Genomic DNA, 14,209 nt, shown 5'->3' with positions numbered 1-14,209 from the left:
AAGGGGGTCAGGCCTGCTGCGCCTGCCACATCCAGTGTGCCTTTTCGAGCTCCTGGGTGATCTCGATGAGTAGGTCCTGGGTGACCAGGTCGCTCTTGTCGGTCTCGTCGATGCGCTTGCGCAGCCGCTCGATCAGCGCCGCGAGGATGTCGACGATCGCGGCGACCGTGGACTCGACGGACTGCCAGTTGTCGGGATAGTCCGGCAGGCCGGAGCTCTCCACGACGGCCTTCGCCTGGCCGTTCGGCGAGATCCCGATCGCGTTGGCGCGCTCGGCGACCTCGTCGACGTACTGGCGCGCGGTGGCGACCAGCTCGTCGAGCTGAAGGTGTGCGCTGCGGAAGTTCGCGCCGACGACGTTCCAGTGGGCCTGCTTCGCGATCAGCGACAGGTCCACCAGATCGACCAGCGTGGCCTGCAAGGCGTTACCGGTGATCTCCTTGTCGGCTTCGCTCAGCGGACTCTTGATCGGAGACTTGCCCATGTTCGGTCTTCCTTTCAGAAACTGCCGGTTCGGGAATGGACCTGCCGCGGCCGGGGTCAGACCGTCGCGGACAGTGCGACCTCGATGTTGCCGCGGGTCGCGTTCGAGTAGGGGCACACCTGGTGCGCCTGCTCGACGAGCTGATCGGCCTGCGCCTGCTCCAGGCCGGGCAGCGAAACCTTGAGTGCCACGGCGAGACCGAAGCCCGCGCCCTGCTTGAGCACGCTGACCTCGGCGGTCACGGTGGAGCCGTCCAGCGTCACCTTCGCCTGGCGCGCGACGAGCTGCAACGCGGAGTGGAAACAGGCGGAATAGCCGGCGGCGAAGAGCTGCTCGGGGTTCGTCTTGTCCCCGCCAGGGCCGCCCATCTCCTTCGGGATCGCCAGCGACTCGTCGATGACGCCGTCAGAGGACGTGACCTCACCGTTGCGGCCGTCGCCGCGAGCGGTGGCCACAGCGGTGTACAGAGCCTCAGCCATTCTTCGCCTACCTCCTGGTCTCAAGACACGCCCCGTTGAGCGTCTCTTCGGTGTCAACGTCCCGCAACCGCGAAACCTTGCCACCCCATGGCAGGCATCACGTCCGGGAACTACCCGGACGAAGACCGGAGCAAACGGCTAGTGACCGGCGCGACTCAGCGCGAACTCGGCGACCTGGGTTCCGATCAGGCGGAGCGTGCGGACGCTCTTCTCGTCCGAGGCGCCGCCTGCTTCGTCGAACTTGGTCTCCGCGGTGTTGATCGAACCACCCAAAGGGGTGGCCCAGCCGCGCAACGCGTGCGTGATCGTGCGCAGCTGCTCCAGCGTGGTGACCGCGGCCTGCCAGCCGTACGCGACGGCGGCGAGGCCGACCGCGCGGCCGTCGAGGTACGGGCGGGCGTCGTCGCGCAGGTCTTCGACGTAGTCCAAGGCGTTCTTCACCAGCCCGGACAGCGCACCGTGGTAGCCGGGCGAGACGACGACGATCCCGTCGGCGCGGCGGATCGCTTCGACCAGCCGGGTGGCCCGCTCGTGCCGTTCCGCCAGCGCGGTGTCGTAGAACGGGAGCACCAGTTCGGGCCCGGAGATCAGCTCCGTGGTGACTCCGGCTTCGGCCGCGGCGCCGAGCGCGATACGCAGCGCGCGCTCGGATTGCGAGCCCTCCCGGAGGGAGCCGCCGATACCGAGGACATGCACCGCGTTCGTCGAAGTCACGCTTTCGAGGCTAACCCCTCTACTTAAGTGGAGGACCAGGATCTGGAACGGAGGCCTGCGTCACACCCGTTCGCCGCAAGGCCCGCGTTCCCCGCTGGACGGCATACCTACTCGAAAGTAACCTGACGGGAAGCCCTCAGGAGGAAGCATGGCGATACCGCTCCAGATCCGTGCCGAGGCCGCGTTTTCGCAGCTGGCGTTCTGGCTCCCGAAGCCGGTCAGACGGGCCATCGCGGGACCGCCCCTCCGCCTGGACGGACAGGAACTCGCGCTGGACGCCCAGCTCCTGCTCCGCCTGCAGAAGCTGGCGAAGGCGTCGCTGGTGCGGGGAACCGTCGAAGAGTCGCGCAGCATGCTCCTGGCGAGCAGGCATCTGGTCAGCGGGCCGACGATCGAACCGGTCGCCACCAGGGAGCTGCTCATCCCCACGGGTGACGGCGACGTGCCCGCCACGCTCTACACGCCGGCCGGGCTGCCGGATCCGTCCGGGCTGCTGGTGTTCTTCCACGGCGGCGGCTGGGTGGTCGGCAGTCGCGTCTCCCACGACAACACCGTCCGCTACCTGGCGAAACAGGCGGGAGTGCGGGTTCTTTCGGTGGAATACCGGCTCGCCCCGGAGACGCGGTTCCCCGGCGCCACCGAAGACGCGATCGCGGCGTTCGAGTACGCCTTCGCGAAAGCGCGGGACCTGGGCGCCGACCCGGCGCGCATCGCCGTCGGCGGTGACAGCGCGGGCGGGAACCTCGCCGCGGTGACCGCGCAGCAGGCGGTGAAACGCGGCGGCGGCGTCCCCGCGTTCCAGCTGCTGTTCTACCCGGCGACCGATTTCACCGTGCGCCGCCGCTCCCGGGAATTGTTCGCCGAGGACCTGTTCCTCACCGATTCGGATATGACCTGGTTCGAAGGACATTACGTGCCGAAGGGCACCGATCTGTACAACCCGAAACTGTCGCCGTTGCACGGTGACGTTTCCGGACTGCCGCCCGCGTATATCGCGACGGCGGGTTTCGATCCGCTGCGCGACGAGGGCGAGGCTTACGCGGAGAAATTGCGGAAGGCCGGGGTCCCGGTGGCGCTCAGCCGCCAGCCGGACCTGATCCACGGCTACATCAACTTCCTCGGCGTCGGACGGCGGTTCCGCGAGGCGACGGCCGAAGCGGCGGGAGCCCTGCGGCTGGGGCTCGCGCCGAAGTGAAAGCCAGAGCCCGAGTGAGGAGAAATGTCCCCACTCGGGCTCCGGCCCCCATATCGTGGCCCGCCGCCCTGCACGGCGGAACCTGACGACTCTCTAGCGACCCACGCCTGTCTCCCGGAAGCCCGCGCGCCTCTTTCGGCCGAAGGCCACGGAAACCTTTCGTAGGGCGCCCCTACCTGCCCGCGCGAGCGGGTCGCGATCCCGCGCCCTGCGAAAGGTTTCCGTCAGCACGCGGCGAGGCTACGGCGTGGGAAGCGGTACGGGCGGCACCGGCAGCGGCGGGACAGGGACTCCGCCGAGCAGGCCCGCGAGGATGCCGGTCACGGCCGCGAGCAGGGCTTTCACCAGGTCGCTGACGATCTTCAGCGGTCCGGGAAGGTCCGGGAGCGAGGGGATCGGCACCGGCAGCGGCGGCAGCTGACGCGCCTTCGCCGTCGGGTCGGCCAGCAGCCTGCTGGACTCGACGGAGCGGCCCTGGGCCAGGTCGCCGAGCTTCTGCGTTTCGGTCTGGATCTGGTAGCGCTTGCCCGCGGCGATGTCACCGAGGACGGGGCTGAGCTTGTCCAAGTCCGCCCGCGTCTTGGCGACGTCGCCGGCGTAGGCCACCTTGGTGAGGCCGTCGCGCATCTGCAGCACCTGCGCGGCGAGCGCCTGTGTGTTCGACGAGCCCTTCCCACCGTCGGTACTGGCGGTCGCGGCGCCGGCCGAGGCCACCGCCAACAGACTGCCTGCGGCGACCGCGGCAATCGTCCGGGCAATGTTGCCTTTCATTCCCTTACCTCCTGGCCTCTGGGACCTGACGAGGTAAATCGATACCCGCCGTATCGGCCGAACACCACCCGATCACCGGTTGGAACACTTTTCTAACCCTTACGTGCCGGATTCAATCCCGGGGAAGACCCCCGCAATTGATTAACGGCGAAATCTTGCGCCTCCCCCTGAAGATCATCCTTTTCCCGCCGTTTTATGACCACCTGTGACCGATCGACACGGTGGTGCGGCTCGTTCACCCACAGCGGTGTAAACGGTGATCGTTTGGCTTCATCACTCCGTCGGACAGGCGTGTCGCGCTGCTCCACTCGGGGTGTCCCCCACGCACGCCACGCCCTCTTCTGGTTTCACATGCGAGTGGAGACATGGGAACGCCCCCGGTGCGGGCACCGGGGGCGTTCCGTGGTGGGAGCAGCCTCTCGAAGGAGAGGTCCTTATTCGCGGAAAGCGTCCGCGACCTTGTCGCCGAGGTCCTTGTCGACGTTGCGCCAGTACTCGAAGACCCGCTCCAGCACCGGGCGCGAGACGTCGTTCGAGGCGTGGCCGATGATGTTGCTCGCGAGCCGCTCGCGCTGCGCGTCGTCCATCACGTCGCGGACGAGCGTGCCCGGCTGGCCGAAGTCGTCGTCCTCGGCGTGGAGCTTGTACGCCGACCGGATGACCTCGTCCTCGACGCCGTAGCCCGAAGCGGTCTCGGCGGCGATCTCCGCGTTCGCGTGCGGGCCGCCGTAGGAGTTCGGCGCGTAGACCGGGTCGCCCGGGTTGTTGTAGCGCATCGCGCCGTCGCGCGAGTAGCTGTTCACCGGGGACTTCGGCGCGTTGACCGGCAGCTGCGTGTAGTTCGCGCCGATGCGGTAGCGGTGGGCGTCCGGGTAGGCGAACAGGCGGCCCTGCAGCATCTTGTCCGGCGACGGGCCGATCCCCGGGACCAGGTTGGACGGCTCGAACGCGGCCTGCTCGATCTCGGCGAAGTAGTTCGCCGGATTGCGGTCGAGCACCCAGCGGCCGACCTTGATCAGCGGGTAGTCGCCCTTCGGCCACACCTTGGTCAGGTCGAACGGGTTGAAGCGGTAGTCCGCGGCCTCGGCGTACGGCATCACCTGGACGTACAGCGTCCAGCTGGGGTGGTTGCCCTGCTTGATGTTCTTGAACAGGTCGCGGATGTAGTAGTCGGAGTCCTCGCCGGCGATCCGGTCCGCGTCGGCCTGCGTCAGGTAGCCGATGCCCTGGTCGGTCTTGAAGTGGTACTTGACCCAGAACTTCTCGCCGCCCGCGTTCTCCCACAGATAGGTGTGCGAGCCGAAGCCGTCCATCTCCCGCCAGTTCGACGGGATGCCGCGGTCGCCCATCAGCCAGGTGACCTGGTGCGCGGACTCGGGCCGCAGCGTCCAGAAGTCCCACTGGATGTCGTGGTCGCGCAGGTGGTTGTCGGCACGGCGCTTCTGCGAATGGATGAAGTCGGGGAACTTGATCGGGTCGCGGATGAAGAACACCGGGGTGTTGTTGCCGACGAGGTCGTAGTTGCCCTCGGAGGTGTAGAACTTCACCGCGAAGCCGCGCGGGTCGCGCCACGTGTCGGGCGAGCCGTTCTCCCCGGCGACGGACGAGAACCGGGCCAGGCTCTCGGTGCGCACGCCCGGCTGGAACAGCGCGGCCTTCGTGAACTGACTGACGTCCTCGGTGACTTCGAGGAAGCCGTGCGCGCCGCCGCCCTTGGCGTGGACGACCCGCTCGGGCACCCGCTCACGGTTGAACTGGGCGTTCTTCTCGATCAGGTAGTGGTCCTGGAGCAGGATCGGGCCGTTGGCACCCGCTGTCAGGGAGTCGTTGTCGCTCGCGACGGGGATGCCCACGTTGTTCGTGGTCGGCAGGGTCACGCCGGTGCCTCCTGGTTCGTGGTGGTGAGCGGTCAGTCCTCCCCACCCTCTCGCCTAATCTGGAATCAGTCAAGAAAACCCCCCGGTCCGGGTGACCCGCGCTACGCGAAAAAAACTTGCACGCGCGTACCAAGTTACGTTCTCATCGGACGTATGGCCCTCGCTCCGTATCGTCGCGTGTTAGCCGTGCCCGGAGTTCCCAGCTCGATGCTGCTGATGTTCCTCGCCCGGCTCCCGATGACGGCCATGGGCGTGACGATGACGCTGTACGTGGTCAACGACCTCGGCCGCGGCTACGGCGCGGCCGGGCTGATCGGCGCCGCCACCACGCTCGGCAGCGCGATCGGGGCACCGCTCGTCGGCCGGTACGTCGACCGCTACGGGCTGCGGCCGGTGGTCGCGATCTGCGGGCTGGCCTCGTCGACGTTCTGGATCAGCGCGCCGCATCTGCCGTATCAGGTGCTGCTCGCGGTCGCGCTCCCCGCCGGCGTGCTCTCGGTGCCCGCCGGGACGCTCGCGCGGCTGGTGCTCACCGCGCTCGTGCCGCTCGAACAACGGCGGGCCGCCTACTCCCTGGACACGATCCTGGTGGAGGCGTCGTTCATGATCGGGCCGTCGGCCGGGATCATGGCGATCACGCAACTGCCCGCGGTCTACGCGCTCACCGGCATCGGGGTCTGCTTCGCGCTTTCGGCGACGCTGATCTACCGGCAGAACCCGCCGATCCGCGCCGAGGCCGACGCCGAGGTGTTCACCGGCGAGCGGCCGCCCGTGCGGAGCTGGCTCACCGGACGGCTCGTGATGGCGATGTTCATCGCCGCCGGCGCCCTGTTCTGCCTGGTCGGCATGGAACTGGCCGCCTTGGCGACCCTGCGCGCGAGCGGTGACATCGCCTGGTCCGGGCTGCTGATCACGTTCATGTGCGTCGCGTCGGTCCTCGGCGGGGCGATCCACGGCGCGGTCCGGCGGTCGCTTTCGCAGGGCACGCTGATGCTGCTGCTCGCGGTGCTGACGCTGCCGGTCGGGCTGATCGCCGGGCCGTGGTGGCTGCTGGCGATCGTGCTCTTCCCGAGCAACGTGCTGTGCGCGCCGACCCTCGCGGCGAGCACGGAGACGGTCAGCGCCGCGGCGCCCGCCCGCGTGCGCGGGGAGGCGATGGGCCTGCTGGACGCGGCCAGCCGGATCGGGCTGGCGATCGGGAGCCCGATCATCGGGTTCGTGATCGACCACTCCAGCCCCGGCTGGGGTTTCGCGGCCTCGGCGCTGGGCGCGCTGGCGATCGCTTCGGTCGGCCTGTTCTGGCGCCGGTCCCGGACGCCCGCCCCGGTGCCCGCGCTGACTTCCTCCTGATGCGTTTCGTCCTCTGGATGCGGTCGTCGCGTGTGCGACTACCGCATCCAGAGGACTGAACGCGAGACGGGGCTAGGCGCAGACCTTCCGGAGGGCTTCCAGCTGCTCGAGGTTGCGCTTGGTCCAGTCCGCGACCTTGCCCGCGTCCTGGATGTTCTCCTTCTGTACCTGAAGGTACGAGTCCGCCATGCCGGTGAGCGCGGTCGCCACGTTCTGCTCGCCGACGCTGTTCGCCAGCTCACGCAGGCGCTTCTCCTTGTCCGCGGCGCGCTCCTGGAGCGTCGCCGGGTCCGGATTGAGGTCGGCGAGGCTGAGCGCCTCGGCGCAGGCGCTGACCTTCGTCGCCGCCTTGTTCGTCTGATCGACCGCGTTCGTGACCTCGCTGCAGCCCGCCAGCGCGAGCCCGGCGGCCGCCAGGAGCGCCGCGATTCCCAACCTCTTCATGAGAACCACAGTAGCGAGAACGTGGGTGGTATGTCGGGTTCCCCCGGCCACCACCCACGAACCGCCCGGTGATTCAGCCCTTCACGCAGACGACCTGCTTGAGGTGCGCGACCACCTCGACGAGATCCGTCTGCGCCTTGATCACCGTTTCGATGTCCTTGTACGCGGCCGGGATCTCGTCCACCACACCGGAGTCCTTGCGGCACTCCACACCGGCGGTCTGCGCCGCGAGGTCCTCGGCGGTGTACAGCTTCTTCGCCTTGTTCCGCGACATCCGGCGGCCCGCGCCGTGCGACGCGGACTGGAAGGACGACTCGTTCCCGAGTCCGCGCACGATGTACGAACCGGTGCCCATGCTGCCCGGGATGATCCCGAGGTCGCCCGAACCCGCGCGGATCGCGCCCTTGCGGGTCACCAGAAGGTCGACGCCGTCGTAGGTCTCCTCCGCCACGTAGTTGTGGTGGCACGAGATCGCGTCGTCGAACGTCGTCTGCGGCACGACGTCCTTCAGCGCCTGCTTCACGAGCGCGACCATGGTGGCGCGGTTGCGCGCCGCGTAGTCCTGCGCCCAGAACAGGTCGCGCCGGTACGCCTGCATCTCGGGCGTACCCGCGACGAACACCGCGAGATCCGGGTCCGGCAGGTCCGCGTTGTGCGGCAGCTTCCGCGCGACGGACATATGCCGTTCCGCGAGTTCCTTGCCGATGTTGCGCGAACCGGAGTGCAGCATCAGCCACACGCGGCCTTCGTCCTCGCCGCCCTGTTCGAGGCAGACCTCGATGAAGTGGTTGCCGCCACCGAGGCTCCCGATCTGGCGCGACGCGCGGTCGTGCAGGTCCTGGACGCCGGGATGCAGGTCGCCGAAGGACTTCCAGAACGCGTCCCAGCCACCGACACCGTGCACCTTCGCCGGGTTCACCGGCGTCTTGTGCAGGCCGAACCCGACGGGGACGGCCGATTCGATCCGGCGGCGGAGCTTCAGGAGGTCGTCGGGCAGGTCGGCGGCGGTGAGCGAGGTCCGCACCGCGCTCATCCCGCAGCCGATGTCCACGCCGACGGCGGCCGGGGACACCGCGTCGCGCATCGCGATCACGCTGCCGACGGTCGCGCCCTTGCCGTAGTGGACGTCGGGCATGACCGCGACGCCGTGCACCCACGGCAGGTTGGCGACGTTGTGCAGCTGCCGCATGGCTTGGTCCTCGACCGATGTGGGGTCCGCCCACATCCGGATCGGAACCCGCGAGCCTTCGACCGCCGTGTACATGATTTTCCCTTCGTGGAAACGTTTGTCGCCACAGAGCATGCACTGACCGACGGCCTCCGACAAACGCAATTAGCGCGTGAAGGCCCCCTTCCCTCGGCTGAGCCGAGGGAAGGGGGCCTTCACGCGCGAGCGGATGTCAGGAGTTCGCGGCGACCAGTTCCGCGATCTGCACGGCGTTGAGCGCCGCGCCCTTCCGCAGGTTGTCGTTCGACAGGAACAGCACCAGACCGCGGCCACCGTCGACGCCCGGGTCCGTCCGCAGACGCCCGACGTACGACGGGTCCCGGCCCGCGGCCTGCAGCGGCGTCGGGATGTCCGACAGCTCCACGCCGGGGGCGCCGGTCAGCAGTTCGGTCGCGCGGGCGACCGAAAGCGGCTGCGAGAACTCGGCGTTGATCGAGATCGAGTGCCCCGAGAACACCGGCACCCGCACACAGGTGCACGAGACCAGCAGCTCCGGGATGCTCAGGATCTTGCGGCTCTCGTTGCGGAACTTCTTCTCTTCGTCCGTCTCGAACTCGCCATCGTCCACAATGGACCCGGCGAGCGGGAGGACGTTGTGCGCGATGGGCCGCGCGTACTTCTTCGGCTCGGGGAAGTCCACCGCCGAGCCGTCGTGGGTCAGCGCGCCCGCGTTCGCCGCCGCGGCGGCGAGCTGGCCTTCCAGCTCCTCGACGCCGGCGAGCCCGCTGCCGGACACGGCCTGGTAGGTGCTGGCGACCAGCCGCACCAGGCCCGCTTCGGCGTGCAGCGGCTTGAGCACCGGCATCGCGGCCATGGTGGTGCAGTTGGGGTTCGCGATGATCCCCTTGCGCGCTTCCTTGACCGCCTCAGGGTTGACCTCGCTGACGATCAGCGGGACGTCCGGGTCCATCCGCCACGCCGACGAGTTGTCGATGACCGTGGCACCGGCCGCGGCGAACCGCTCCGCCTGCGCCTTGGAGGTCGCGCCACCGGCCGAGAACAGCGCGATGTCCAAACCGGACGGATCCGCGGTCGTCGCGTCCTCGATGACGATTTCCCCGTCACCCCAAGGAAGCTTCGAACCGGCGGACCGCGCCGAGGCGAAGTACCGCATTTCGGCGACCGGGAAACCCCGTTCGGCCAGCAGACGGCGCATCACGCCGCCGACCTGACCGGTCGCCCCGACCACACCTACCCGCAAACCTTCGGACATCAGCGACCACTCCCCGCGTAGACGACGGCTTCTTCGTCGCCGCCGAGTTCGAACGCCTCGTGGATCGCGCGCACCGCGTCGTCGAGCTGCGCGTCCCGGATCAGCACCGAGATCCGGATCTCCGAGGTGTTGATGATTTCGATGTTGACGCCCGCCTGCGCGAGCGCTTCGCAGAACGTCGCCGTGACACCGGGGTGCGAGCGCATCCCCGCGCCCACGAGCGACACCTTGCCGACATGGTCGTCGTAGAGGACCGACTCGAAGCCGATCTCGTCCTTGATCTTTTCCAGCGACTGCACGGCCTTGGCCCCGTTGGCCTTCGACAGCGTGAAGGTGATGTCGGTGCGGCCGGACGAGGTGCTGGACACGTTCTGCAGCACCATGTCGATGTCGATCTCGTTGTCGGCGATCACGCGGAAGATCCGGGCGGCGGCACCGGTGGTGTCGGGCACGCCGGTCACCGTGATCTTGGCTTCGGAGCGGTCGTGCGCCACACCGGTGATCAACGCTTGTTCCACGGGGATCTCCTCGATAGAACCGGTCACCGTGGTGCCCGGCTTGTCACTGTAGGAAGAACGGACTCGGATCGGGACGCCGTAGCGGCGCGCGTACTCCACCGAGCGCAGGTGCAGGATCTTCGACCCGCTCGCCGCCAGCTCCAGCATCTCCTCGTAGGCGATGGTGTCGAGCTTCCGCGCGTCGGACACGACCCGGGGATCGGCGGTGTACACACCGTCCACATCGGAATAGATCTCGCAGACGTCGGCGTTCAGCGCGGCGGCCAGCGCGACGGCGGTGGTGTCCGAACCCCCGCGGCCGAGGGTGGTGATGTCCTTGGTGTCCTGCGACACGCCCTGGAACCCCGCCACCAGCGCGATGTAGCCCTGGTCGAGGGCTTCCGTCACGCGGCTGGGGCTGACGTCGATGATCCGCGCGTTGCCGTGCACCGACGTCGTCACCACACCGGCCTGCGAGCCGGTGAACGACCAGGCCTCCGCGCCCTGCGCCGAAATCGCCATCGCCACCAGGGAGTTGGAGATGCGCTCACCCGCGGTGAGCAGCATGTCCATCTCGCGTTCCGGCGGCGCCGGGTTGACCTGCTGAGCCAGGTCGAGCAGCTCGTCGGTCGTATCGCCCATGGCGGAGCAGACGACGACCACGTCGTTGCCCGCCTTCTTGGTGGCGACGATGCGTTCCGCGACGCGTTTGATCCGGTCGGCACTTTCCAGCGACGAACCGCCGTACTTCTGGACCACGAGGGCCACGCCCGAACCTCCTCGACGGGCCGGGCGTGCTCCTGGTGGGCACCGAGGAGCCCCCGCGTCCCATGTTTGGGCGAAAGCCTACCGGGGTCGCGCACGCTCGCCACCCTCGTAAGTGGGCCTGACCACCACTTCGAGGACTCCCGGAAGTAAATCTTCCTTAACACCAAAGAAATAGTCGGAGGGCTTTCACTTTAGTGACGGAGAGCACCCCCTTGTTAAGGTCCGCCAATGCACAAACCCGCCCGAACGAGTGCCCCGATCGCGCCGATCATGGCAGCCAGGTGGAGTCCCCGCGCCTACGACGAGTCAGCGATCGTCACCGAGGACCAGCTCCGCGCGCTGCTCGAAGCGGCCCGCTGGGCGCCGTCGTTCGGCAACACCCAGCCCGCCCGTTACCTGGTCGGCCTGCGGGGCACGCCGTCGTTCGACCGCATCCTCTCGACGCTCAACTCGGGCAACCGCGCGTGGGCCCATCGCGCCGGGCTGCTGCTGATCGGCGTGATGGTGACCACGAACGAGAAGGGCGACGTCCCGTACGCCGAGTACGGGCTCGGGCTGGCGAGTGAGAACCTCGTGCTCCAGGCCGTCGACCTCGGCCTGATCGCGCACCAGATGGCGGGCTTCTCCGCCGAAGCGGCGAAGGAGTTCTTCGGCCTCCCCGACGACGTCGTCCCGAAGGTCGCCATCGCGGTCGGTCACCCCGCAGACCCCTCCGTGCTCGAAGAAGACTGGCGCATCGAGCGTGAGAAGGCGCCGCGCGAACGGGTCCCGCTGGCCGAATTCGCCTACGCCGACGCCTGGGGCACGAGCGCTTTCGCCGGCTGAGGGAGCCAGCGAAGGGCGAGGATCCCGAGCCCCACGTGCAGCAGGCTGAGTACGGTGACGGCGGTGTGGAGGCCCGCCACGAAGGCCTCCTTCGCGTCATGGGCGGCCGTGGGCGCGATATCGAGGGTTTCGCCGAGGGTGGGCGCGAGATCCGGTCCGGCCAGGCGGAACACCAGCGCGGCGAGCGAGCCCATGAGGGCGATCCCCAGCGCGTTGCCGATCTCGTTGCTCGTCTCGGCGATCGCGCCCGCCGCTCCCGCGCGCTCGGCGGGCACCGCGCCGACGGCCGTGTCCGCCACCACGCTGAACGAGATGCCGTAGCCGACACCGGCGACCACCGTCGACGCGACGTACCAGCCCACCCCACCCGCGACCCCGGTCATGAGCAGCAGCGCCAACCCGGCGGCGATGGAGAAATGGCAGACGATCAGCGCCGCGCGGGCGCCGATCCGGTCGACCAGCGCGGGCGTGACGACGCACATGATCGTGAGCACGGCCGCGCCCGGCAGCGCCAGCAGCGCCGCGTGCAGGACCGGCAGGCCGAGCACGGACTGCAGGAGGATCCCCGACAGGTACGCGGAGGCCGACCACGCCGCCAAGGGCAGCAGCCCGGTGACGATCGCGATCGTGAAGACGCGGTCGCGGAACAGGGAGAACTCGATCAGCGGGTACTCCAGACCACGCTGACGCCGGGCGAACCACACCAGCAGCCCGGCACCGGCGATCGCCGCGGAGACCGCGGTGACGGACAGGCCGTCGGCGGCCGCGTGCTTGATCCCGTAGATCGCGAGCAGCAGGCCGGCCGCGGAGAGCACGACGCTCAACGCGTCGACGCGCCCCTTCCCGGCGGCCCGGACCTCCCGCAGCAGGACCGGCGCGAGCGCCAGGAACACCGCGATCACCGGCAGGTTGACCAGGAAGACCGAACCCCACGGGAATCGTTCCAACAGGACACCGCCGACGACCGGGCCGACCGCGAAACCGGCGGCGAACGCGGCCGCGAAGATCCCGATGGCCCGCGCCCGGCGTCGCGCGTCGGGGAAGAGCTCGCTCAGCACCGCGAGCGCGGACGGCAGAAGGGTCGCTCCCGCCAGCCCCATCAGGGCGCGGAACGCGATGAGCAGTTCCGGGCTGGGTGCGAACGCGGCGCCCGCCGAACCGGCGCCGAACACGGCGGCGCCGATCATCAGCAGCTTCAGGCGTCCGTACCGGTCACCGATGTTGCCGAACGCGATCAGCAGCGAGCCGACGGCGAAGCCGTAGACGTCGAGGATCCACAGCGCCTGATCGGCCGTGGGGGTCAGCGCCTGGCTGATCTCGGGCATCGCCAGGAACAGGATCGATCCGTCCATGGAGACCAGGAACACCGGGCAGAGGATCACCAGCAGGCCGAACCAGGCCCGGGAGTGCTGTCGTGTCATGCCTTCGACGATGTGCCGCCGGCGCAGGGACAACCATCCCTATGCCATGGGTACACCTCGCGGGTACACCCACGAGGTGGGCGAAGTACTTAGGCTCGGAGTCATGGAAAGCCTCGGCGTGTACCTCAAGAGCCGTCGTGACCGGGTGACCCCCGCCGAGATCGGCCTGCGGACGTACGGCACTTCGCGCCGCGTGCCCGGTCTGCGTCGCGAGGAACTCGCTCAGCTCGCCGGTGTGAGCGCCGGGTACTACACGCGGTTGGAGCAGGGACTGGCCGAAACCGCTTCACGGCAGGTGCTCGACGCGCTCGCCCGCGCGCTCCGGCTCGACGACGTCGAGACCGGCCATCTGCACAACCTCGCCCGGCAGACTTCGCTCCCGAAGCTGTCGGACCCGGGACCGGAAGATCCCCACCCCCGGGTCCTCGCGCTGCTGGAGAACCTCGGCGAAGCCGTGCCCGCCCTCGTCTTCGGCCGTCGCGGCGACGTGCTCGCGTGGAATCATGCCGGGCACACACTGATGGCCGAGCACCTCGATTTCGACGCGCCGAAGGATCCCGAACGACGACCTTCGCTGCCGCGCATGTTCTTCCTCGATCCGCTGACCCGCGAGCTGCACCGGAACCGGGGCGAACTCGCGCCGATCCACGTCGCCTATCTGCGGTTGACCGCGGGCCGGTATCCCACCGACGCGCGCCTTGCCGGGCTCATCGGCGAACTTTCGATGCGCAGCGACGAATTCGCGGCGCTGTGGGCGACCGGCGATGTCGCCGACTGCACCGTCGGGCCCATGCACCTGAGGCATCCCACGGTCGGCGCGGTGAACGTCGACTATCAGGTGTGGCTGCAGCCCGACAGCCCCGACCACCGGCTGGAGATCTACACGCCGAAGGACCCGGGATCGGCCGACGCGCTGAAGATCCTGACCCAATTCGGTCGCTAA

Annotated in this window: 14 protein-coding genes; 4 read left to right on the top strand and 10 right to left on the bottom strand. The window is 68.7% G+C overall.

The window, feature by feature from the left end:
* Positions 1-7: 7 nt before the first annotated feature.
* From H4W30_RS10140 to H4W30_RS10130, 3 genes are all read right to left on the bottom strand, one after another.
* On the bottom strand, positions 8-484 hold the full coding sequence (locus H4W30_RS10140) for a Dps family protein (protein ID WP_125679743.1): 477 nt from the start codon (positions 482-484) through the stop codon (positions 8-10).
* A 56-nt stretch (positions 485-540) separates the two neighbouring features.
* Complete coding sequence (locus tag H4W30_RS10135) at positions 541-963, bottom strand: organic hydroperoxide resistance protein (RefSeq protein WP_063277459.1); 423 nt, start codon at positions 961-963, stop codon at positions 541-543.
* A gap of 138 nt (positions 964-1,101) precedes the next feature.
* The gene (locus H4W30_RS10130) at positions 1,102-1,677 is read right to left on the bottom strand and encodes an NADPH-dependent FMN reductase (protein WP_192742637.1); all 576 of its coding nucleotides are present in this window, start codon (positions 1,675-1,677) and stop codon (positions 1,102-1,104) included.
* A 148-nt stretch (positions 1,678-1,825) separates the two neighbouring features.
* Between H4W30_RS10130 and H4W30_RS10125 the strand changes: the two genes are divergently transcribed.
* On the top strand, positions 1,826-2,872 hold the full coding sequence (locus tag H4W30_RS10125) for an alpha/beta hydrolase (RefSeq protein WP_192742636.1): 1,047 nt from the start codon (positions 1,826-1,828) through the stop codon (positions 2,870-2,872).
* Between the two features lie 240 nt (positions 2,873-3,112).
* Here the strand turns inward: H4W30_RS10125 and H4W30_RS10120 are convergent, their stop codons facing one another.
* Both H4W30_RS10120 and H4W30_RS10115 read right to left on the bottom strand, forming a co-directional pair.
* Entirely contained in the window at positions 3,113-3,643 is a 531-nt protein-coding gene (locus tag H4W30_RS10120; RefSeq protein WP_192742635.1) for a hypothetical protein, read from the bottom strand.
* 434 nt (positions 3,644-4,077) lie between these two features.
* Positions 4,078-5,520, bottom strand: coding sequence for a catalase (locus tag H4W30_RS10115; protein ID WP_192742634.1), 1,443 nt, complete (start codon positions 5,518-5,520; stop codon positions 4,078-4,080).
* A 207-nt stretch (positions 5,521-5,727) separates the two neighbouring features.
* Between H4W30_RS10115 and H4W30_RS10110 the strand changes: the two genes are divergently transcribed.
* On the top strand, positions 5,728-6,870 hold the full coding sequence (locus H4W30_RS10110) for an MFS transporter (protein WP_192742657.1): 1,143 nt from the start codon (positions 5,728-5,730) through the stop codon (positions 6,868-6,870).
* 72 nt (positions 6,871-6,942) lie between these two features.
* Here the strand turns inward: H4W30_RS10110 and H4W30_RS10105 are convergent, their stop codons facing one another.
* From H4W30_RS10105 to H4W30_RS10090, 4 genes are all read right to left on the bottom strand, one after another.
* Positions 6,943-7,314, bottom strand: a complete 372-nt coding sequence (locus H4W30_RS10105) for a hypothetical protein (RefSeq protein ID WP_192742633.1) — start codon at positions 7,312-7,314, stop codon at positions 6,943-6,945.
* Between the two features lie 73 nt (positions 7,315-7,387).
* A complete protein-coding gene (locus tag H4W30_RS10100) occupies positions 7,388-8,578 on the bottom strand; it encodes an RtcB family protein (RefSeq protein WP_192742632.1) in 1,191 nt (396 codons plus the stop codon).
* A gap of 136 nt (positions 8,579-8,714) precedes the next feature.
* Positions 8,715-9,755 carry an aspartate-semialdehyde dehydrogenase gene (locus tag H4W30_RS10095; protein ID WP_192742631.1) on the bottom strand — a complete coding sequence of 347 codons (1,041 nt, stop codon included), beginning with the start codon at positions 9,753-9,755 and terminating at the stop codon, positions 8,715-8,717.
* On the bottom strand, positions 9,755-11,020 hold the full coding sequence (locus H4W30_RS10090) for an aspartate kinase (protein WP_034314653.1): 1,266 nt from the start codon (positions 11,018-11,020) through the stop codon (positions 9,755-9,757). The genes H4W30_RS10095 and H4W30_RS10090 overlap by 1 nt, the downstream gene beginning before the upstream one ends.
* 228 nt (positions 11,021-11,248) lie before the next feature.
* Between H4W30_RS10090 and H4W30_RS10085 the strand changes: the two genes are divergently transcribed.
* The gene (locus H4W30_RS10085) at positions 11,249-11,845 is read left to right on the top strand and encodes a nitroreductase family protein (RefSeq protein ID WP_192742630.1); all 597 of its coding nucleotides are present in this window, start codon (positions 11,249-11,251) and stop codon (positions 11,843-11,845) included.
* Here the strand turns inward: H4W30_RS10085 and H4W30_RS10080 are convergent.
* Entirely contained in the window at positions 11,806-13,266 is a 1,461-nt protein-coding gene (locus tag H4W30_RS10080) for an MFS transporter (protein ID WP_192742629.1), read from the bottom strand. The genes H4W30_RS10085 and H4W30_RS10080 overlap by 40 nt on opposite strands.
* Positions 13,267-13,369: 103 nt before the next feature.
* Between H4W30_RS10080 and H4W30_RS10075 the strand changes: the two genes are divergently transcribed.
* Complete coding sequence (locus tag H4W30_RS10075) at positions 13,370-14,209, top strand: helix-turn-helix transcriptional regulator (protein ID WP_192742628.1); 840 nt, start codon at positions 13,370-13,372, stop codon at positions 14,207-14,209.

Source organism: Amycolatopsis roodepoortensis, assembly GCF_014873915.1.
GTDB classification, from domain to species: Bacteria; Actinomycetota; Actinomycetes; order Mycobacteriales; family Pseudonocardiaceae; genus Amycolatopsis; species Amycolatopsis roodepoortensis.
Note: the sequence above shows the minus strand (reverse complement) of the source record. Positions and strands in the feature narration are given on the sequence as shown.

Coding starts and splice junctions, on each gene's coding strand:
- H4W30_RS10140 (WP_125679743.1), bottom strand. CDS start 484: ATGGGCAAGTCTCCGATCAAGAGTCCGCTGAGCGAAGCCGACAAGGAG.
- H4W30_RS10135 (WP_063277459.1), bottom strand. CDS start 963: ATGGCTGAGGCTCTGTACACCGCTGTGGCCACCGCTCGCGGCGACGGC.
- H4W30_RS10125 (WP_192742636.1), top strand. CDS start 1,826: ATGGCGATACCGCTCCAGATCCGTGCCGAGGCCGCGTTTTCGCAGCTG.
- H4W30_RS10120 (WP_192742635.1), bottom strand. CDS start 3,643: ATGAAAGGCAACATTGCCCGGACGATTGCCGCGGTCGCCGCAGGCAGT.
- H4W30_RS10110 (WP_192742657.1), top strand. CDS start 5,728: ATGCTGCTGATGTTCCTCGCCCGGCTCCCGATGACGGCCATGGGCGTG.
- H4W30_RS10105 (WP_192742633.1), bottom strand. CDS start 7,314: ATGAAGAGGTTGGGAATCGCGGCGCTCCTGGCGGCCGCCGGGCTCGCG.
- H4W30_RS10100 (WP_192742632.1), bottom strand. CDS start 8,578: ATGTACACGGCGGTCGAAGGCTCGCGGGTTCCGATCCGGATGTGGGCG.
- H4W30_RS10095 (WP_192742631.1), bottom strand. CDS start 9,755: ATGTCCGAAGGTTTGCGGGTAGGTGTGGTCGGGGCGACCGGTCAGGTC.
- H4W30_RS10085 (WP_192742630.1), top strand. CDS start 11,249: ATGCACAAACCCGCCCGAACGAGTGCCCCGATCGCGCCGATCATGGCA.
- H4W30_RS10080 (WP_192742629.1), bottom strand. CDS start 13,266: ATGACACGACAGCACTCCCGGGCCTGGTTCGGCCTGCTGGTGATCCTC.
- H4W30_RS10075 (WP_192742628.1), top strand. CDS start 13,370: ATGGAAAGCCTCGGCGTGTACCTCAAGAGCCGTCGTGACCGGGTGACC.